Annotated in this window: 17 protein-coding genes and 1 other RNA gene; 16 read left to right on the forward strand and 2 right to left on the reverse strand. The window is 56.8% G+C overall.

All coding sequences use genetic code 11. The features are described from left to right. Positions 1 to 4: 4 nt before the first annotated feature. The 16 genes from folP (at position 5) to ssrA (ending at position 19,294) form a co-directional block, all read left to right on the forward strand. Positions 5 to 1,201, forward strand: coding sequence for a dihydropteroate synthase (folP, locus tag BQ5462_RS07105; protein ID WP_071142670.1), 1,197 nt, complete (start codon positions 5 to 7; stop codon positions 1,199 to 1,201). After that, positions 1,192 to 2,412, forward strand: a complete 1,221-nt coding sequence (gene folK / locus BQ5462_RS11070) for a 2-amino-4-hydroxy-6-hydroxymethyldihydropteridine diphosphokinase (RefSeq protein ID WP_083378103.1) — start codon at positions 1,192 to 1,194, stop codon at positions 2,410 to 2,412. The genes folP and folK overlap by 10 nt, the downstream gene beginning before the upstream one ends. A gap of 15 nt (positions 2,413 to 2,427) precedes the next feature. Beyond that, complete coding sequence (locus BQ5462_RS07120; RefSeq protein WP_071142671.1) at positions 2,428 to 3,636, forward strand: glycosyltransferase family 2 protein; 1,209 nt, start codon at positions 2,428 to 2,430, stop codon at positions 3,634 to 3,636. Positions 3,637 to 3,663: 27 nt separating this feature from the next. Further along, positions 3,664 to 4,002 carry a 7(1) septoil knot domain-containing protein gene (locus tag BQ5462_RS07125; RefSeq protein ID WP_143038032.1) on the forward strand — a complete coding sequence of 113 codons (339 nt, stop codon included), beginning with the start codon at positions 3,664 to 3,666 and terminating at the stop codon, positions 4,000 to 4,002. Positions 4,003 to 4,138: 136 nt separating this feature from the next. After that, positions 4,139 to 5,467 (forward strand): tRNA (N6-isopentenyl adenosine(37)-C2)-methylthiotransferase MiaB, encoded by a 1,329-nt coding sequence (gene miaB, locus BQ5462_RS07130; RefSeq protein WP_071142672.1) that lies wholly within the window; start codon positions 4,139 to 4,141, stop codon positions 5,465 to 5,467. Beyond that, positions 5,464 to 8,088: a DNA mismatch repair protein MutS gene (mutS, locus tag BQ5462_RS07135; protein WP_071142673.1), complete on the forward strand. Its 2,625-nt coding sequence runs from the start codon at positions 5,464 to 5,466 to the stop codon at positions 8,086 to 8,088. The genes miaB and mutS overlap by 4 nt, the downstream gene beginning before the upstream one ends. Beyond that, a complete protein-coding gene (mutL, locus tag BQ5462_RS07140; RefSeq protein WP_071142674.1) occupies positions 8,085 to 10,037 on the forward strand; it encodes a DNA mismatch repair endonuclease MutL in 1,953 nt (650 codons plus the stop codon). Before mutS ends, mutL begins: the two co-directional genes overlap by 4 nt. Positions 10,038 to 10,120: 83 nt before the next feature. Further along, the gene (locus tag BQ5462_RS07145) at positions 10,121 to 10,924 is read left to right on the forward strand and encodes a class I SAM-dependent methyltransferase (protein WP_071142675.1); all 804 of its coding nucleotides are present in this window, start codon (positions 10,121 to 10,123) and stop codon (positions 10,922 to 10,924) included. Beyond that, positions 10,912 to 11,856, forward strand: coding sequence for a tRNA (adenosine(37)-N6)-dimethylallyltransferase MiaA (gene miaA / locus BQ5462_RS07150; protein ID WP_235819600.1), 945 nt, complete (start codon positions 10,912 to 10,914; stop codon positions 11,854 to 11,856). Before BQ5462_RS07145 ends, miaA begins: the two co-directional genes overlap by 13 nt. 17 nt (positions 11,857 to 11,873) lie before the next feature. Further along, a complete protein-coding gene (hfq, locus tag BQ5462_RS07155) occupies positions 11,874 to 12,140 on the forward strand; it encodes an RNA chaperone Hfq (RefSeq protein WP_071142676.1) in 267 nt (88 codons plus the stop codon). Continuing rightward, complete coding sequence (gene xerD, locus BQ5462_RS07160; protein WP_071142677.1) at positions 12,115 to 13,020, forward strand: site-specific tyrosine recombinase XerD; 906 nt, start codon at positions 12,115 to 12,117, stop codon at positions 13,018 to 13,020. Before hfq ends, xerD begins: the two co-directional genes overlap by 26 nt. Before the next feature lie 13 nt (positions 13,021 to 13,033). After that, a complete protein-coding gene (htpX, locus tag BQ5462_RS07165; protein WP_071142678.1) occupies positions 13,034 to 13,894 on the forward strand; it encodes a zinc metalloprotease HtpX in 861 nt (286 codons plus the stop codon). Positions 13,895 to 14,204: 310 nt separating this feature from the next. After that, positions 14,205 to 15,446: a sodium/glutamate symporter gene (locus BQ5462_RS07170; RefSeq protein WP_071142679.1), complete on the forward strand. Its 1,242-nt coding sequence runs from the start codon at positions 14,205 to 14,207 to the stop codon at positions 15,444 to 15,446. Positions 15,447 to 15,566: 120 nt separating this feature from the next. Further along, the gene (locus tag BQ5462_RS07175; RefSeq protein ID WP_071142680.1) at positions 15,567 to 16,277 is read left to right on the forward strand and encodes an anaerobic ribonucleoside-triphosphate reductase activating protein; all 711 of its coding nucleotides are present in this window, start codon (positions 15,567 to 15,569) and stop codon (positions 16,275 to 16,277) included. 120 nt (positions 16,278 to 16,397) lie between these two features. Next, positions 16,398 to 18,806 carry a ribonucleoside triphosphate reductase gene (locus tag BQ5462_RS07180; RefSeq protein ID WP_071142681.1) on the forward strand — a complete coding sequence of 803 codons (2,409 nt, stop codon included), beginning with the start codon at positions 16,398 to 16,400 and terminating at the stop codon, positions 18,804 to 18,806. 139 nt (positions 18,807 to 18,945) lie between these two features. After that, positions 18,946 to 19,294, forward strand: a transfer-messenger RNA (tmRNA) gene (ssrA, locus tag BQ5462_RS07185). Between the two features lie 117 nt (positions 19,295 to 19,411). Here the strand turns inward: ssrA and BQ5462_RS11695 are convergent. Both BQ5462_RS11695 and BQ5462_RS11700 read right to left on the reverse strand, forming a co-directional pair. After that, the gene (locus tag BQ5462_RS11695; RefSeq protein WP_143037990.1) at positions 19,412 to 20,287 is read right to left on the reverse strand and encodes an IS3 family transposase; all 876 of its coding nucleotides are present in this window, start codon (positions 20,285 to 20,287) and stop codon (positions 19,412 to 19,414) included. Beyond that, complete coding sequence (locus BQ5462_RS11700; RefSeq protein WP_071141584.1) at positions 20,254 to 20,832, reverse strand: helix-turn-helix domain-containing protein; 579 nt, start codon at positions 20,830 to 20,832, stop codon at positions 20,254 to 20,256. Before BQ5462_RS11700 ends, BQ5462_RS11695 begins: the two co-directional genes overlap by 34 nt. Positions 20,833 to 20,855 lie beyond the last annotated feature (23 nt).

A 20,855-nucleotide genomic window follows, 5' to 3' on the forward strand; every position in this document is an offset into this window, starting at 1 on the left:
TGTCATGTACCTGTCCATTCCGCCTGCGCGGATCCGGTATGAAATGGAAAAGATGGATGTCCATCCTGTGGGCATCGAACTGATGGCTCCCAAGGCCCGGGTGGAACCCCTGAAGCTGCTGGACGTGCGCACGCCGGCTGCCAACATCATCAAACAGGAGATGCTGGCCCTGGGCGGGGACTGTGTGAATCCCAAGGGTACCATCAACTGCAGCCTGGACCGGGTGGATGTGATCCTTTTGGGCAACCGGCGCCAGTACCGGAACCTGGTGAAGAAACTGGGAACCATGGCCAACTGGTTCGGGATCCAGGCCATTATGGACGATCTGTGGGAATTCCTGGAACCGGGGACACTGGTGACGGTACTGGCTGACGGCCGGAAGCTGACCTATGAAAAGATGCGGGTCATGGGAATTTTGAATGTGACGCCGGATTCTTTCTATGCCGGTTCCCGGATCAGTGGGGAACAGGCCCTTTTGGAGAAAGCGGAAACCATGCTCCGGGATGGAGCGGACCTGCTGGATATCGGCGGGGAATCCACCCGTCCGGGAGCGGATCCTGTGTCTCCGGAAGAGGAAAAACGCCGGGTGACGGGGGCCCTTTCCGCTCTGCGAAAACAGTTTCCGGAGGCCGTTCTCAGTGTGGACACCTACCATGCTGAGACGGCGGAAGCGGCCCTGGCAGCCGGTGCGGACATCATCAATGATGTGACGGCCGGTACCGGTGATCCCCGGATGCTTACTGTGGCTGCGGCTGCCAAGGCCCCCCTGGTGCTCATGCATATGCGGGGGACGCCCAAGACCATGCTCAGCAGCGAAAACAAGCAGTACCACAATGTGGTGGGAGACGTGGCCCGTTACCTGCTGGAACGGGCCGGTGCCTGCGCCGCTGTGGGACTGGGCAGGGACAAGGTGATCTTGGATCCGGGCCTGGGCTTTGCCAAGGACAGGGACGGAAACCTGGCCCTGTGCAACGGGCTGGCCGAACTGACGGGGCAGGGCATTCCGGTGCTTCTGGCCGGCAGCCGCAAAGGCTTCATCGGCAAGGTGCTGGGGGATCTGCCTGCAGACGACCGTCTGGAGGGCACCATGGCCCTGTCCGCCTGTGCCGTGTATGCCGGGGCCCAGATGGTCCGGGTCCATGATGTGAAAGAAAATGTCCGGATCATCCGGATGCTGGAGGCGATCCGGGCATGCCAGTAGCATACATTGCCCTGGGCAGCAACCTGGGGGACAAAGAGAAGAACCTGGAACAGGCCCTGGACCGGCTCCGGAAACACGGGGTGCAGGTGCTGGCCGTATCTCCCTGGATCGCCACCGCTCCCTATGGGGTCACGGATCAGCCGGACTTTTTGAACGGAGCGGCGAAAGTGGAGTGGGGCGGTGACGCCGAAAGCCTGCTCCATACGCTCCTGGGCGTGGAACAGGAAATGGGACGGCAGCGCAGGCGGCACTGGGGCGAGCGGAACATCGACCTGGACCTGTTGCTGTTCGGGGACCAGATCCTCCACACCGACGATTTGAACCTGCCCCATCCCGACATGGCCAACCGGAGCTTCGTGCTGGAACCCCTTTGTGCCATCGGGCCGGAAGTGGTCCATCCGGTGCTGAAAAAGACCATCCGGGCGCTGTGGCAGGCTCTTCAGGAAAAAGAACATGAAACCAAACAGGAAAGCAGGGAACAGAACATGCAAGATCGTTTGAAGACTGGGGTCGTCCTGGTCCTTCTCTATACCATTTTATTTGCCATTGCAGAATCCGTACAAATCGTTCCGGGCCTGAGCGGCCTGCGTCTGGCGGGGATGCTTTCCGTCCCCTACGGGCTGATCTTCGGCCGGCTGGGAGCCATCTCGGCGGCTCTGGGAGCAGCCCTGGGCATGGTGGTCACCGGGGGCAACTCCAATTTCATCCCCATTGAATTTTTGGGAGCGCTGCTGTCGGCCTATCTGCCCTTCCGGGTATGGCAGGGCATGCGCAGTCCCCAGGAACCCTATCTGTGTGTGGAAGATGAACGGACCGGCATGATGTACTTCGTGCTGAGCCTGATCGGCACCGTTCCCATGGCCGTGTTCCCGGCAGTGGGCGGCGATCTGTATAAAATCGTACCTTTCCCGGCGTCCTATCCGAAGATGTTCCTGGCCAGCCTGGTGTGCACGGTGGTGGGGGGCTTTATCGTGTATCTGTTTGCGGCACCCCGCATGTTCCGGGGCCCGGGGGAAGCCCTGTGGAACCGGATCAGGGATCCCAAAGGCACCACCCGGAATCTGGCCGTGGCCATGATCCGGATCACCCTGACCGGGGGCTTCCTGGGGCTGGGCCTGGCTTTCATCTTTCCCAATGAATTCGAACTGATCATCGTGGAATATGTGATGGGCATCTTCGCAGCCATCCTGTTCATCCTGACGGCTGTGTAACTGCAAGAGGGAACTATGTACCGACTGACATTACTCATCCAGGTCGTGCTGCTGGTCACATTTTTGTGGACCTGCGCCACCGTGGCCTTGGGAATGCTGACCCGGAAAAAACCGCGGCCGGTGGTGGCGGGGCCCAGTACCTTTGCGGTCCTGGTCTGCGCCCATAACGAAGAAGGGGTGGTGGGCAAGCTGCTGCGCGCCCTGGAAGAGCAGGACTATCCGGGCGAGAGGGTCCGGGTGTTCCTGCTGGCGGACCACTGTGATGACCGCACAGCGGAGGTGGGACGCCGGTTTTCCCGGGTGACGGTGCTGGAGCGGAATGAAGGGCCCCGGACCGGCAAGGGGGCCGTCCTGAACTGGGGCATTCCCCGGATCCTGAAACAGTACGGGGGCCAGTTCTCCCATATGGTGATCTTCGATGCGGACAACCTGCCGGACAAAGGCTTTTTGTCCGCCCTGGACGACAGCTTCCGCCACGGGGCCCGGCTGGTGCAGGGCAACCGGCTGCCCCTCAACCCCTATGACAACCTGATCACCCAGTGGTACAGCATGTACTGGCTCAGTGTGGATGTGTTCAGCAAACCCAAGTACAATGTGGATCTGCCGGCCATTGTGTCCGGTACCGGCTTTGGCTTCGACGTGAAGCTGCTGGACCGGGACGGATGGCAGACCCGCACCATTGTGGAGGACCTGGAATTTTCCATGCAGCAGAACTTCAAAGGGGTGTTCTCCGAGTACCAGGACAGAGCCCGGTTCTACGACGAGCAGCCAGTGACTCTCCGGGCCATGGTGAGCCAGCTCCGGCGGTGGATGACCGGAAATTACGAAATCGCCCGGACTTACTGGCACCGGTGGCTGCAGCATTTCCTGGCCAGACCGGACGTGCGGCTCATCGACAACTTCGTGCCCATGCTCATGTGCGTGGTGTTCGGGTTCTATTTCCTGGGCAATGTGGCCTGGTGGGTGGAACGGGTGCTGAACGGTCTGCCCATGATGCATCTGAAGGATATCCTGTGGTGGTGCCTGCTGTATGTGCTCAGCCTCATCATGGGGACAAACGCTGTGCGGGGCGGGGATCTGAGCGTGAAGAAAATGCTGCCCGGCATCCTGACCGGAGGGTTCTTCTGCATCTTCCTGTCGCTGATCGCCGTCTACTCCCTGTTCCGGCCCCAGCGGAAATGGATTCCCATCGCCCATGTGCATAGGGGCGGTCCGGAAGTGTGAACCTGTTTTGCCAAGGAGGGAAACGACATGAAAATCCTGCGTGGGGGCCTTCTGGCCCTTCTCCTGTGCCTGTTGACGCTGGTGGCGGGAACCACTGTGCTGGCCTCCGGTGCCGTCAGTTCCGATGGAACCTTCAAGGGCATCCGTCTGTGTGGCAAGGTACGAGTGGTGGAATACAATCCTGACATCCGGGTGCAGGTGGTGACCAGCTTTCCGGATCTGAAGGTCAAAGTGGTGGATCATTTCCCGGATGAAATCGGGGAATGGCAGTTCGTGGAGTACGGGGAAGATTTCACCGTACAGTTTGTAACCAGTTTCCCGGATATCCGGATCAAGTACGTGACCAGTTTCCCGGGACTGGGCTAGCAGAGCAGGCGGCTGTCGCTGGATGCGGCAGCCGCTTTTGACGTGGTGTCCCCTTGATTTACCCCCACCAACATAGTAAAATGAAGTATTGACGATAAACGAACATATTTTCAAATGGAGAGGAACCAAGAACCCTATGACCAAGCATTACACCATTTTGAACTATGGCTGCCAGATGAACGAAAGCGACTCGGAACATTATGCCGGCCAGCTTTCCGATCTGGGCTATCACTATACGGAAAATTATCACGATGCGGACGTGATCCTGATCAACACCTGCTGTGTCCGGGAAAGTGCGGAAAAGAAGATCCTGGGCAAAATTGGGGAAATGAAACAGGTGAAACGGGAAGATCCCCATAAAGTCCTGTGTGTCACCGGCTGCATGGCCCAGAAGGACGGGGAGGCGTTCCTGAAGAAGTATCCCCAGGTGGACCTGCTCATCGGCACGGCCCATGTGAACAACTTCAGCGCCATCCTGCAGGAGTACCTGGCCCAGACCCACCGGAAATCGGGGATGTTCAATGACCTGACCGTCATGCCCCGGGAGTTCGAGGGCCATTTTGTACGCAAGAGCAGTTATGCGGCCTGGGTGCCCATCATGTACGGGTGCAACAACTTCTGCACCTACTGCATCGTGCCCTATGTGCGGGGACGGGAACGGAGCCGCAGCGCCGAGGCCATCTGCAGCGAAATCCGCAGTGCCGTATCCCAGGGCTACCGGGAATTCACCCTGCTGGGGCAGAACGTGAACTCCTACGGCAAGGACCGGGGGGACACCCATGCCTTTGCCGCCCTGCTGCGCCAGGTGGATGCCATCCCCGGGGTGGAACGGGTGCGCTACATGACCAGCCATCCTCGTGACATGAGCGAGGAACTGATCCGCACCGTGGCGGACAGCAAACACGTGTGCCATCATTTCCACATCCCGGTGCAGAGTGGCAGCACCCGGATCATGCAGGCCATGAACCGGGGATATACGCGGGAATCCTATCTGAAGCTGGTGGAGACCATCCGGAAGTACGTGCCGGATGCCACCCTGACCACCGACATCATCGTGGGGTTCCCGGGGGAGACGGAAGAGGATTTCCAGCAGACCCTGAGCCTGTTTGATGAAGTGAGCTACGATGCGGCGTATACCTTTATCTATTCCCGGCGTTCCGGGACTCCGGCGGCCAAAATGGGGGACCAGGTGCCTCTGGCGGTGAAGAAAGACCGCCTGAACCGGCTCATGGAACTCCAGAACCGCCACAGCCTGAAACACAACCAGAAACTGGTGGGGCAGACCCTTCCTGTGATGGTGGAGGGCCTGAGCCACAACAACAAAACCATGTGGAGCGGCCGGACCGACGGCAACAAGCTGGTCCTGTGGCCTGTGGGGGAACGGTTCTTCGATGCAGGGGAAGTGGTGCCTGTGAAGATCGAAACCGCCCAGACCTGGCTGCTTAAAGGAAGTGCTGCCTTATGACGACGTTGACTCCCATGCTCCAGCAATACCTGGAGATCAAGGAACAGCATAAGGATGAATTGCTGTTCTTCCGACTGGGAGACTTTTATGAACTGTTCAACGACGATGCCATCACCGCCAGCCGGGAGCTGAACCTGACCCTGACGAAACGGGCCGGGGGCAAGGCCGGGGCCTCCAGCACCATGCCCATGTGCGGGGTGCCCTTCCACAGCGTGGACGGGTATCTGGCCAAGCTGATCCGGAAAGGGTACAAGATCGCCATCTGTGACCAGATGGAGGATCCCAAAAAGGCTGTGGGCATTGTGAAGCGGGAAGTGACCAAGATCCTGACCCCGGGCACCATTTTAAGTGACGCGGTCCTGGATGAGAGCCACAACCAGTACCTGGCCTGCCTGGAGCAGGAGGGGGACCAGCTGTGCCTTTCCTATGCCGATGTTTCCACCGGGGAATGCGCCTGGTATCTGGCCGGGGGCAAAGACCGGCAAGAAGCGGTGCTGGACCAGCTGTACCGGATTTCGCCGGCGGAACTGGTGCTCACCACGGGTACGGAAGCGTTCCAGGACCTGCTGGACAAAATGCAGCAGAAACTGCCCGACTGCATGGTGAACCAGTACGATCCCATCCCGGGCCTGGATTATTTCAGCCAGCATTTCGGGGCGGATCCGGCGGGTCGGATCCCTCTGGTGCACGAAACTGTGGAAGCCATGCTGGGCTATATCCATGAGAATGTGAAAAGCGATCTGGCCCAGATCAACCATCTGCGGGAAATCACCACGGACGCGGTGATGAACCTGGATGCCACCGCCATCCGCAATCTGGAACTGGTGAAGAACATGAAGGACGGCACCCGCCACGGCACCCTGCTGGATGTGCTGGACTACACCCGCACGGCCATGGGGGCCCGGCAGCTGCGGCAGTGGGTGGAGGCACCCCTTCTGGACACCGCCCGGATCACCCTGCGCCAGCAGGCTATCGGATATATGGTGCTGGAAAGCCAAACCCACAATGCCACCCAGTTCCGTACCCGTCTGGGGGAGGCCCTGGGAGAGATCACCGACCTGGAACGGATTTTATCCCGGATCGAAGTGGGCTCTGCCAATGCCCGTGACCTGGCGGCTCTCCGGACGGCCCTGCGGGCTCTGCCCCAGGTGAAGCAGCTGCTCAGTGAGTGCAGCGAGGGCCTGCTCCACACCCTGGATACCCGCATCGCCCTCCACCAGGATCTGCTGGAGGAACTGGAACGGGGAATCGTAGATGATCCGCCCTTTACCGTACGGGAGGGGGGCATGATCCGCAAAGGCTTCAACGCCGAGCTGGACGAAGTCCACGACATTGCCGAAAACAACAACCAGTGGATGGCCGACTTTGAACAGCGGATCAAGGACCAGACCGGCATCAAGAACCTGAAGGTGGGCTACAACAAGGTCTTCGGGTATTATATTGAAGTTTCCAAAGGCCAGATTTCCCAGGTGCCTGATTCTTTCATCCGCAAGCAGACCCTGGTGAACGGAGAACGGTATATCGTCCCCGAGCTGAAGGCTTTTGAAAACAAGATCCTCAGCGCCAGGGAAAAGATCCAGCAGCTGGAATACTACCTGTTCAACCAGATCCGCCAGGATGTGCGGGACCATCTGGTGGAAGTGCAGGAGACGGCCCGGGCCCTGGGGGAACTGGACGTGCTGTATTCCCTGGCCATGGCGGCCTTCAAGGGCAGCTACGTATGCCCCCGGCTGAACAACCGCCAGGAGATCACCATCAAAGACGGCAAGCATCCGGTGGTGGAAAAGCTGCTGGAACGGGAGCTGTTCGTGCCCAACGACGTGCACCTGAACTGCACCGATGAACGGCTGATCATCCTCACCGGCCCCAATATGGCCGGCAAATCCACCTACATGCGCCAGGTGGCGCTGCTGACCCTGATGGCTCAGATGGGCAGCTTCATCCCGGCCCGGGAGGCGGACATCTGCCCGGTGGACCGGATCTTCACCCGGGTGGGGGCCAGTGACGATCTGGCTACGGGCCAGAGCACCTTCATGGTGGAAATGAACGAAGTGGCCAACATTTTGAAATACGCCACCAGCCGCAGCCTGATCATCCTGGACGAAGTGGGCCGGGGGACCAGTACCTATGACGGCATGAGCATCGCCCGGGCTGTGGTGGAATACATCAATGACAAGATCAGGGCCAAGACCCTGTTTGCCACCCACTACCACGAACTGATCGAGCTGGAGAAGCTGGATCCGGGGATCAGGAACTATTCTGTAGCTGTGAAGGAAAAAGGCCATGATGTGGTGTTCCTGCGACGGATCGTACCCGGGGGCACCGACAGGAGCTATGGCATCCATGTGGCCAGACTGGCCGGGCTGCCGGAAAAAGTGGTGAAACGGGCGGATGAGCTGCTGGAGGAATACACCAGCCAGGGAGCGGCTCCGGCACCGGCTGCCAAGGCGGCCCCTGCACCGAAGAAAGGACAGGAGGATTTGCAGCCCAGCCTGTTCGGGGACGTGATCGGCGACACCCTGCGCAGCCTGGATGTGATGACCATGACCCCCCTGGAGGCCCTGAATACCCTGTATAAACTCCAGGAAGAGGCCAAGCGGGAAAGGGGGCAGGCTGAATGAGCGCCAAGGTCCAACTGCTGGATCAGAATACCAGCAACCAGATCGCAGCCGGGGAAGTGGTGGAAAAACCTGCTTCCGTGGTGAAGGAACTGGTGGAGAATTCCCTGGATGCCGGTGCCACCCAGATCGATGTGAGCATCTTCGCCGGGGGCACGGAGTTCATCCGGGTGCGGGACAACGGTTCCGGCATGGATGAAGAGAACGCCCGCATGGCCATCCTGCGCCACGCCACCAGCAAGATCGTAAAGGCGGACGACCTGCTGACCCTGCACACCCTGGGGTTCCGGGGGGAGGCCCTGCCCAGCATTGCCTCTGTCAGCCATTTTACCCTGCTGACAAGGGAAGCCGACTCGGATTTTGCCACCCGCATCACCATCGACGGGGGCGAAGATATGGACGTGGAGACCATGGGCGGCGATGTAGGCACCACCATTACGGTGAAGGACCTGTTCTATAACGTGCCGGCCCGGCGGAAGTTCCTGCGGACGGTGAATACGGAAGGCCGCTACATCAGCGAGATCCTGGGCAAGATTGCCCTTTCCCGGCCCGATGTGCACCTGACATTGACCCGGGATGACAAAGAAGTGATCAATACTCCGGGGAGCGGAGATATCCTGGACACCATTGAAGCCCTGTACGGCAAGGCGGTGACCCGAGAACTGCTGACGGTGGAGTATGAGCAGGACGGGATCAAAATCACCGGCTACATCAGCCGGCCCACCCTGCTGAAGGGCACCCGCCAGTGGCAGACCCTGTTTGTGAACGGCCGGTGCATCAACAACCGGATGGTGAGCAAGGCCATCGACCACGCCTACCAGAGCCAGATCCCCAAGGCCGGATTTCCCTTTGCGGTGCTGAACATCGGCATCGACACCCATCTCATCGACATCAATGTGCATCCCCAGAAAAGCGAAATCAAGTTCGGGGATGAAAGCGCTGTATACCGGGCAGTGTACCATGGCCTGTGCAATGCCCTGACCCAGCCCATGGCCGGACGGGAAACGAAGGATGGTTCTGTGGAGTTGGCCCAGCCGGGTCCCCAGAGGGAGGAAAAACCCTTCCTGCGGCCCCAGGCGGCGCCTCCGGAGCAGAAGCCCCTGTTTACCGGAGGTGACCGGGGGTTCCAGCCCCGCAGCCAGACCTTCGGACGCAGCTTTGCCTCCAGCCCCGGCGGCAGCTATGGTCAGCCCGTGTGGAAGGTGCCGGACCAGGTGTCCGAAGAGGCCGGAGAAAAGTTTTTCGAAGCCCAGCGGGCCGTGGGCGCCCGGCAGGAGCCGGAGGTGGATCCGGTAACCGGGGAAGTTGCGCCCCAGAGCGCTCCTGCCGCAGGGGATGCGGAGGTGACGGAGGCTTCACTGGAAAACGCCTGCAACAGCGGGGTGGATATGATCTGGCCCCTGGGCCAGGTGGACAGGACCTTCATCATCGCCCAGTCGGAGACGGCTCTGTACCTGATCGACCAGCATGCGGCCCACGAACGGATCATGTACGACAAGTTCGTGCGCCAGCAGCAGGAGATCCCCTCCCAGCAGCTGCTGCTCCCTCTGTTCCTGAATGTGACCAAGCCCGACGTGGACGCCATCGAGGAATACCGGGACCAGTTTCTGAAGCTGGGGGTGGATGTGGAACCGGCGGGGGAGAGCACCCTGCGGGTTTCGGCCCTGCCCGCCGACGTGGCCAACGGCCAGGCGGAAGGGTTCATCGATGATATATTGAAGCTTTTGTCCGAGAACAAGAACATCAGGACCAGCGATCTGCGGGAGAGCGTGCTCCATTACGCCGCCTGCCACAGTGCCATCCGGGCCGGGGAAGTGCTGAACATCCGGCAGATGCGCCAGGTGATCCTGGAGCTTCTGAACACCGAGCATCCCTTCACCTGTCCCCACGGCCGGCCCTGCATGATCCAGTTGAACAGTGACGAACTGTTCCATATGTTCAAGAGAACGTGACAGGGAAGAACCCACTACCAGCCCTGTGGGATGGTGGTGGGTTCTTCCTCCACAATCCACTACACGTATACAGGAGGAACGCTATGTCCATTTATGCTGTCACCACCATTCGCAACCCGGGAGGGGACCTGCTGCAGCAGGCCCGCGTCTGGGCCCGGGACCTGCACCTTCCCCTGATTCCCCGGCCCCTCCATGGCAGCATGGAGACGTTCCTGGCAAAAAAAGGACTGAAGGCCGTGCTCATCGCCTCCCATCTGGGGCCGCAGGTGATGACGGAAGAGGGGCTGCTGCGTTACCATCCCAACATGAGCGTGCCCCGCATCCGTACCCTGAAACGGGGCGGCAGCGACCACCTGATGGAGGCCTGCGGCCTGCAGCCCGGCATGCGGTTCCTGGACTGCACCCTGGGCCTGGCCGCCGATTCTGCGGTGGCTTCTTTTGTGACAGGTCCCACTGGCAAGGTGGTGGGCCTGGAGGCCTCTCCGGTCTTGTACCAGCTGGTGACCCAGGGGCTGCAGGAATATGCCATCGATGACCCGGACATCACCGCTGCCCTGCGGCGGATCCAGACCCGCTACGGCAGGGCTGAGGAGCTGATGCCCACATTTCCGGCGGATTCTTTCGACGTGGTTTACTTCGACCCCATGTTCCGCCGGCCCATCGGCAACTCGTCCAGCATGCAGCCCCTGCGGCCTGCCACCTATCACAGGCCCCTGGACCGGTCCATGGTGGAGGAGGCCCTGCGCCTTGCCCCCAAAGTGGTGGTCAAGGAACGGGATGAGGATCTGCTCCGCAGCCTGGGAGCCCGGGAGGTGCTGGGAGGAAAATACAGCAGGGTGCGCTACGGCGTCATCCACAGAGAGGAGGGAGCCCGGTGGGGGAACTGAAAAAACCGAAAGTCATCGTCATCCTGGGCCCCACGGCCACAGGCAAGAGCCACTGCGGCATCGCCCTGGCCCGGAAGCTGGGCGGGGAGATCATATCCGGAGATTCCATGCTGGTATTCCGCCATATGGACATTGCCACCGCCAAGCCCACGGCAGAGGAACTGGCCCTGGTACCCCATCATCTGGTGGATATCCTGGAACCGGCTGAGAAATATTCTGTGGTGGATTTCCAGCAGCAGGCCGACGCCTGGATCCGGGACTGCAACGCCCGGGGAAAAATGCCCCTTCTGGTAGGAGGGACGGGCCTGTACATCAAGGCCCTGCTGGAGCATTACGATTTCTCCAGTGTGGACGAATCGTCGGCATTGCGCGAAAAATTGAACGCTTTTGCAGACCGGGAGGGGAACGGGGCCCTTCACGCCAAACTGGAAAAACTGGATCCGGCCAAAGCAGGGGAATTGAAGATTAACGACAGAAGGCGTATAATAAGAGCCATAGAGACAACCCTGGGTGGGGACCGGGTATCGGCGGAAAAAGCCGCAGAAAGCCCCTACGATGCGGTTGTCTTTGGTTTGCAGATGCCTCGTGCTTCTTTGTATGACCGGATCAACCGGCGGGTTGATCTGATGGTGGAACAGGGCCTTTTCGAAGAAACCCGGAAGCTTCTCCATATGGGGGTGCCCCTTACGGCACAGTCCATGAAGAGCATCGGCTATCGGCAGGTGGTGCAGTATTTCCGCGGAGAGTGGACACGGGAAGAAAGCATCGCCAAACTGAAACAGGCTACCCGGAACTTTGCCAAACGGCAGATCACCTGGTACAAGAAAATGCCCTACATCCAGTGGCTATCCCTGGATGATCCTCCTGATTACGCAGCCTGTGTGGCTGCGATGCTCCAGAAGCTGGAGGAGATGCAGTTCATTCCAAACTGAAAAGAGAGGGAATCATTATGACGACCGGCAACAGACCATTGAATCTACAAGACAGTTTTCTGAACAAAGTTCGCAGCGAAAAAAAGACCATTGTGATTTACCTGATGAACGGCTTCCAGGTCCGGGGCAAGGTGTGGGGGTTCGACAACTTTACCGTGATCCTGGAAAGTGAGGGGAAGCAGCAGCTGATCTACAAGCATGCCATCTCCACCATCGCGCCTGTGGAAAACGAGGCCATCTTAGTCCTAAAAAAAGGAAATGATCAGGGTGTCTCTCACGAATAATCTGGAAAAAGAAATCAGCATTTTCCTGGAGTATCTGACAGTAGAAATGGGCCTGGCGAGCAATACCCGCGAATCTTACGGGCGGGATCTGCGACTGTTCGCCGGGTGGATCAAAAAGCCCCTGGAGCAGGTGACCCGGGAGGATATCCTGCGGTATATGAAAATGCTGAAAATGCACAACTATGCCCCCAGTTCCTCCTCCCGGAAACTGGCGGCCCTGAAATCCTTCTTCCGGTTCATGACGGCGGAAGGCTTCCTGCAGGAAGATCCGTCGGAAGTGGTGGAGGCCAGCACCAAGGGGCTGACCCTGCCCAAGGTCATGAGCCAGGAGGAGGTGAAACGCCTGCTGGCGGCGCCGGATCTTTCCACCCCCGAAGGCTTCCGGGACCGGACCATGCTGGAGGTGATGTATGCCACCGGCATGCGGGTATCGGAACTTTTGAGCCTGAAACGGGTGAACGTGAACCTGGAGACCCGGTACGTGATTGCCTACGGCAAGGGGTCCAAAGAACGGCTGATCCCTCTGGGCCAGTATGCCATCCAGTTTTTGAAGAAATATCTGGAGAAGGTGCGGCCCCTGTTCATCAAGGCCGGAAAGGATGACGGCAGCCTGTTTTTGACCATCCGGGGTGCCGGCATGACCCGCCAGCGGTTCTGGCAGATCATCAAAGCCTACGGAGTGAAGGCGGGCATTACCAAACCCCTGACTCCCCATATCCTGCGCCACTCCTTTGCCACCCACATGCTGAACAACGGAGCCGATCTGCGCACGGTGCAGGAACTGCTGGGCCATGCGGATATTTCCACCACCCAGATTTATACCCACCTGACTGACAACCGCCTGAAAGCGGTCTTTGACAAAACCCACCCGAGAGCATAGAGAGGTGAAGCATATGTTCAAGACAACCCTTCTCATGGGCCTGATGACCGCCCTTCTGATGGTCATCGGGGACTACATCGGAGGCAGCAGCGGTATGACGTTCATGCTGGCCTTTTCCATCCTGTCCAATGTGCTGATGTACTGGTACAGTGACAAGCTGGTCATCAGCCAGTACAACGCCCAGCCGGTGGACGCCGGAAGCGCCCCCCAGCTGTACGGCATCGTGGAAGGCCTGGCACAACGTGCGGGGCTGCCCATGCCGAAAGTCTATGTGATCGATACGGCCCTGCCCAATGCCTTCGCCACCGGGCGGAATCCGTCCCATGCCGCCGTGTGTGTGACCACCGGCCTCATGGAGCTGCTGGAACCCCGGGAAATCGCCGGCGTACTGGGCCACGAAATGAGCCATGTGCTCCATAATGATATCCTGATCAGCACCATTGCCGCCGGCATGGCCGGTGTCATCTCTGTGATGGCCCGATTTGCCTTCTGGTTCGGGGGCAGCCGGGATGATCGGCGCAACAATCCTCTGGCCGGTGTGCTGATGCTGGTACTGACCCCCATTGCCGCTGCCATCATCCAGCTGGCCATTTCCCGGACCCGGGAATACATGGCTGACTATTCCGGCGGCGAGCTCAGCGGGGATCCCGATGCCCTGGCGGACGCTCTGGAAAAGATCGAGGGCTATGCCCGGTACCGGACCATGCCCAATGCTACGGAGGCAACGGCCCATATGTTCATCATTTCGCCGTTCTCCGCCAAAGACGCCCAGGCCCTTTTCAGTACCCATCCGCCTACCGAAAAGCGGATCGAACGCCTGCGACAGGAAGCCCAGGAAATGCGCAGCCGGGGCATGATCGACCCGGTGGTGTAAGGGGGAAAAAAGGGGGGTGTTGCACGTCCTGTGCAACACCCCCCTTTTTTTATAAATCGTTACAATGTCCACGATCTGCCATATAGGATGCCTTATTTATACCATCCTGCAGGTCAATGTGTTCTGTATACGAACAATCTTCGTTGTGTAACTAATAAGATAACGGTTATAGTTATTAATATTCAGACTATTCCCTTGAATTTGTGACTTTATTGTGCTACAATGTTCCCGTAACGAAGGTCAGCCGGGCTGGAGCCGGCTGACGCGCTGCATGGTTTCATCATTTTTTATTTAGAGGGGGTTTCAAAAAATGGAGAGGATGATTATTAAATTATCCATGTTCCACACATTGGCATTGGGTGTACTTTCCATCTGGTTCGGTGACTGGCTGAGAGCCAAATTCCCGTTCCTGAAGAAGTACTGCCTGCCTGGTGCAGTTGTCGGCGGTACGATTTTTGCCATTATCAGTTTATTGCTTTACAACGCGGGCATCTGCGAACTGCAATTTGACTACAAGGTAGCCAACAGCCTGTTCTACTGCATCTTCTTTGCCGCCAGCGGTGCGGCAGCCAGCCTGAGTCTGCTGAAGACCGGCGGGAAATATGTGATCCTGTTCTGCATTTCCGCTGCCGTCCTGGCCGCTCTTCAGAACGGTATCGCACTGGGCCTGGGCTCTGTACTGAAGGTTCCGCCTCTGCTGTCCATGATGACCGGTTCCATTCCCATGACCGGGGGCCACGGCAACGCCGCAGCCTTTGCTCCCATCGCCGTACAGTTCGGCCAGAGCAATGCCATGGAAGCCGCCATCGCTGCAGCCACCTTTGGTCTGATCTCCGGCGCCATCATCGGCGGGCCTTTTGGCCGATTCATCGTCCGGAGACATCACCTGGAAGATCCTGCCCTGGATGGGAAGGGTGAAATGGAAGAAGAATCCGGGAAGTCCACCATGGGCAACCTGATGCACAAGGGCGATGTGGTCCAGGCCATGTACCTGATGTGTTTTGCCCTGGGGGTTGGCGGTGCCGTGTTCACCGTGCTGAAAGCCCTGCACATCTCCTTCCCGATCCACGTATGCTGCATGTTTGCCGGCATCCTGATCCGTCTGTTCTTCGACGCCAAGAAGGGCGCAGATCATACGGCCCTGTATGAAGGCATCGATACCGTTGGGGACTTCTCCCTGGGTCTGTTCGTGTCCATGTCCATCATTTCCATGAAACTGTGGACCCTGGCCGGCATGGGCCTCCAGCTGTTCATCCTCTGCATGGCCCAGGCCATTTTCATCATCTTCTACTCCTATTTCGTGGACTTCTTCGGAATGGGCAAGAACTACGACGCGGCGGTCATCGCCGTTGGCCACACCGGATTCGGTCTGGGCGCCGTGCCTGTATCCATGGTGACCATGACGGCGGTGTGCAAGAAGTACCGGTATTCCAAACTGGCCTTCTTCGTGGTACCGGTGATCGGCGGGTTCCTGAGCAACATCACCAACGCCATCATCATTTCCAAATTCCTGGATATTGCACATGCCATGCAGATGGCCATGGGCCTCTAACCAGGAAGCTGTCTGAGAAAATACGGTCTGACTCCAGCAGGCCGTATTTTTTTGCGCTGAATTTCCCCGGAAAAACGTGCTATAATAGGGAACGTTGTTATAAAGAAGGAGGCGTTACCCATGTATCTTGCCGGCTGGCAGAAACTTTCCCTGGTGGATTTCCCGGGACGGGTGGCCTGTACCCTGTTCACCGGAGGCTGCAACCTGCGGTGCCCCTATTGCCACAACAGCGAGCTTCTGGAGGGGGATATACCCCAGGTGGAACTGCAGGAGGTACTGGACTATCTGGACAAGCGTCAGGGGATCCTGGACGGCGTGGTGGTCAGTGGGGGAGAACCCTGTATGCAGCCCGGCCTGCTGGAATTCCTGGCGGTATTGAAGGACAGGGACCTTCTTGTGAAGCTGGATACCAACGGATGCTATCCGGATGTGCTGCAGCAGGCCCTGGAGCGGGGCCTGGTGGATTATGTGGCCATGGATCTGAAAAACAGCCCGGAGGAATACGCCCTTACCACCGGCACCGATTCCGTGCCCCTGGAAAAGATCCGGGAAAGCGTGGAACAGCTGCTGACCCAAAAAATCCCATTTGAACTACGGACCACGGTTGTGGTACAATTACATAGTAAACATTCGTTCGAAAGAATGAGGGATTTTCTCCTGCCGCTGGTTGCCAAAACTGGAAAAAAGATTCCCGATTTCTATCTCCAGGCCTTCAAGGATCGGGAGACCGTTCCCTTTGCAGGCTTTTCGGCCCCTGACCGTAATACCCTGGAAGCCTACGGGTCCCTGCTTGCAACGGTTGCCAACAATGTCCACTTGAGAGGGGTATAGATACAACATTTAGTATACAACGTTGTATAGACCCACTACATATTGACATTTCATGAATGACGGGCTAGAATGAAAGAGCATCATGAAATTGCAAATTGGAAAGAAAGAGGGAATGAAGCCATGTATTCCGTGGTCAAACGCGATGGCAAGATCGTTGATTTTGACGTGACCAAGATCAGCAACGCCATTACCAAAGCATTCAAAGCACTCAAGAAGAACTATCATCCCAGCATCATCAACATGCTGGCGTTACAGGTGACGGCTGACTTCGATCCCAAGATCAAGAACGATCTGATCAGTGTGGAAAGCATCCAGGACAGTGTGGAAAAGATCCTGTCCGACTCCGGCTATGCCGATGTGGCCAAAGCCTACATCCTGTACCGGAAACAGCGGGAGCAGGTCCGCAACGTGAACTCCTCCCTGCTGAACTACAAGGAGCTGGTGGACAATTACCTGAAGGTGAACGACTGGCGGGTAAAGGAAAACTCCACGGTCACCTATTCCGTGGGAGGCCTGATCCTGTCCAACAGCGGCGCCATTACTGCCAACTACTGGCTGAACGAAATCTACGACAAGGAAGTGGCCGACGCCCACAAGAGCGCTGCCATGCACATCCACGACCTGAGCATGCTCACCGGCTACTGTGCCGGCTGGAGCCTGAAACAGCTGATCCAGGAAGGGCTGGGGGGCATTCCCGGAAAGATCACTTCTTCGCCGGCCAGCCATCTGTCCACCCTGTGCAACCAGATGGTGAACTTCCTGGGGATCATGCAGAACGAATGGGCCGGGGCACAGGCCTTTTCCTCTTTCGATACCTATCTGGCACCTTTTGTGAAAAAGGACAACCTGAGCTATAAAGAAGTGAAACAGTGTGTCCAGAGCTTCATCTACGGGGTCAATACCCCCAGCCGGTGGGGTACCCAGGCACCCTTCTCCAACATCACCCTGGACTGGACCTGCCCGGAGGATCTGAAGGACGTACCGGCCATTGTGGGCGGTAAGGAACAGGACTTCACCTATGGGGACTGCAAGAAGGAAATGGACATGGTGAACAAGGCCTTCATCGAAAACATGATCGAAGGCGATGCCAACGGCCGGGGCTTCCAGTACCCGATCCCCACCTATTCCATTACGAAGGACTTTGACTGGAGCGATACGGAGAACAACCGGCTGCTGTTTGAAATGACGGCCAAATACGGGACTCCCTACTTCTCCAACTACATCAACTCCGACATGAAGCCCAGTGACGTGCGGAGCATGTGCTGCCGGCTGCGCCTGGATCTGCGGGAACTGCGGAAAAAATCCGGCGGGTTCTTCGGATCCGGAGAATCCACAGGCAGCGTAGGCGTGGTGACCATCAACATGCCCCGGATCGCCTATCTGGCCAAAGATGAAAAAGACTTCTACGACCGTCTGGACCATATGATGGACATTGCCGCCCGCAGCTTGAAGACCAAGCGGACCGTGATCACCAAGCTGTTGGATGCGGGACTGTATCCCTACACCAAACGGTATCTGGGCACCTTCAAGAACCACTTCAGCACCATCGGCCTGATCGGCATGAACGAAGTGGGCCTGAACGCCAACTGGCTGCGGAAGGACCTGACCCATCCGGAAACCCTGCAGTTCACCCATGAAGTGCTGGTGCACATGCGGGAACGGCTGAAGGATTACCAGGAGGAGTACGGGGATCTGTACAACCTGGAAGCTACTCCGGCGGAATCCACCACCTATCGTCTGGCCAAGCACGACAAGGAACTGTATCCGGACATCATCACCGCCAATGAACATGGCACCCCGTACTATACCAATTCGTCCCACCTGCCCGTGGGGTATACGGACGATCTGTTCACTGCCCTGGACAAGGAGGACGACCTGCAGACTCTGTATACGTCCGGCACGGTGTTCCATGCCTTCCTGGGCGAAAAGCTGCCCGACTGGAAGAGTGCCGCCGGCCTGGTGAAGAAGATCGCCTCCAACTACAAACTGCCGTATTTCACCCTGTCTCCCACCTACAGCATCTGCCGGGAACACGGGTATCTGGACGGCGAACAGTACACCTGCCCCTATTGTGGCAAAAAGACCGAAGTGTACAGCCGGATTACCGGGTACTATCGTCCGGTGCAGAACTGGAATGACGGCAAGGTGCAGGAATTCAAGGATCGGAAGGTGTACAACCTGGAAGATTCCCATCTGACCCACGGAGCCCCGCAAAAGGAGCGCCCGGTGTTCCAGAAGCCCCGTCTGAAGACGGCTGACGCCGGGACCCGGAACGTGGCCAGGACCCAGGGAAAGGAACCGGCCTGGATCCTGTTTGGCACCCATACCTGTCCCAACTGCAGGATGGCGGTGCGGGAACTGGAGAAATCCGGAGTGGACTTCAAGGAAATCTTTGCCGAGGAGCATCCGGAACTGGCCGAAAAATACCAGGTCCAGAGTGCACCCACCCTGCTGGTAGGGGAAGGGGATACCCTGAACAAAATCGAAGGCTTTGGCCCCATCCGGGCGTTTATTAAGGAACAGATGTGATTTCAAGCAAAACAGGCTGCCCATAAGGGCGGCCTGTTTTTTCATTCGGCTAGTGACTAGTGACTAGTGACAGCTGGAAGCGGCCGGCATTTGACAGCCGTTTCCAGCCCATGCTATAATACATATTACACACCAACCCGGGGATGTACCGGTTTCGACGGGGGTAGATGGTGTGCGATAAGCGAGCTGGGATCCCGCCAACCCCATAAAACGGTGGAAACGCGTTATAAACGCAGACGATTCTTACGCTTTAGCAGCTTAAATTGCTAACGTCTCGCCTCTCCCTTCCTGCAGGAGAAGCTGAGACGACACTTGCAGGATACCTGTGCTCCAATTCTCGGAGGGGGACAGGGAAATCCATCGAGATAGCACGTCGGTAAGCCCGTCTGCAGGCATATCGGCTGCGAAATAAAATATGCAGTCTGCGCTCGGAGAAGTTCGCATGGCAATGCTTTCGGACAGGGGTTCGACTCCCCTCATCTCCACCATGTAGGAATTCCAGTGGAGAACACTTTAAAGAAAGAGGCTGTGAAACAGATGTTTTGATGTGACCCCAAAAAGTTAGACCTTAGTAACGAGATGGTTTTTACCGTCTCGTTACTTTTTTATGCTGCCTGCAAGGAAAGCCTGTATTGAACAGGACTTTTCCAGCCCAGTTTTTCCTTGATTCTTTGCTCGTTATAGTATTTGATGTATCGTTCGATAGCGCCTTTTAATTCTTTGTAGCTGTAGTAGGTCACTCCGTAATATATTTCCTGCTTCAGTAAGCCGAAGAAGTTTTCCATTACAGCGTTATCATGACAGTTGCCTTTTCGAGACATGCTCTGAAAAATTCGTTCGTTTTTTAGTCTTTTGGTATAGAATTTCATTTGGTATGCCCAGCCCTGATCGGAGTGAAATGTTCTTCGATACGGACAATCAGCAGTAATTTTGATTGCTTTGGCTTGAGCTTCCAGTATGCTGTTAGCCGAAGGATATTTGGCTATTCCATAGCTGATGATTTCATTATTGAACATGTCCAGGAAAGGATCCAGATAAAGCTTGCGCAGAGTCAAATGTCCCTGTGAATCTGCTTCATAGTATTTGAATTCTGAAGTGTCGGTCGTAATCTTCTGGTGAGGGATATTCGTCTCAAAACGACGATGTATCCTATTTGGAGCAATGGTTCCTACCTTACCCTTATAGGAGCTGTATTTACGGCTCTTCCGGGTAAAAGATGTTACCTGAAGGCTCAGTTTCTGCATGATACGTTGAACTTTCTTCTTGTTCACGCAAATCCCTTGGTTCTTTAGCTCACCGGTCATGCGACGGTATCCATAATCTTTATGCTGGCTGCGGATTTCCTGTATTTTCTCCTCTACTTCCTGGTCTGGATTCTCGCGGTCAAACCGTTTCTGCCAGTACATATAGGTTGCTTTGGGCATTTGCGTATAGGAGAGAATGTCTTTCAACTTGAATGATCCTCGGAGACTGGAGATGATTTTCGCAACTCTCTCATTTTTGCTTCGTCCTCTAAACGCAGTCTCCTCAGTTCTTTTAAAAAAGCATTCTCTATTCGGAGTTTAAGGTTTTCATTCTCTAACTCCTGGACATGTTCCACACTGATGTTGACCATCGGTTGTTGAACCTGGGTATCTGTTTTTTTGGGTTTTGATTGGCTCAAAGTCTTTTTCCTACCTTTTTTATGTGACCGTAACGCATCCGGCCCCGCAATTTTAAATTCATTGACCCATCTGGAAATCAATGACGGATTGTTGATTCCTACACGAATTGCCAATTCCTGATATGAGATTTCATTTGTTAAGTAAGACTCTACCACAGAAAGTTTTTCTTTGAAAGAGTATATTTTTTGAGAGCGAGATCTCTTCAGACCATTATCTCCAAATGCCTTGTAAGCAGCAGCCCACTTTAGCAGCTGGCTGCTACTTGCCATCCCATATTTACGTGAAATAGAAATACACCCTTTGTCACTGTTCAAGTATTCCAGTACTATTTTTTTCTTAAATTCATAGCTGTGTCTTGCCATAAAAAAACTAACCCCCAATTGTT

Source organism: Acidaminococcus timonensis, from assembly GCF_900106585.1.
Lineage (GTDB): Bacteria > Bacillota > Negativicutes > Acidaminococcales > Acidaminococcaceae > Acidaminococcus > Acidaminococcus timonensis.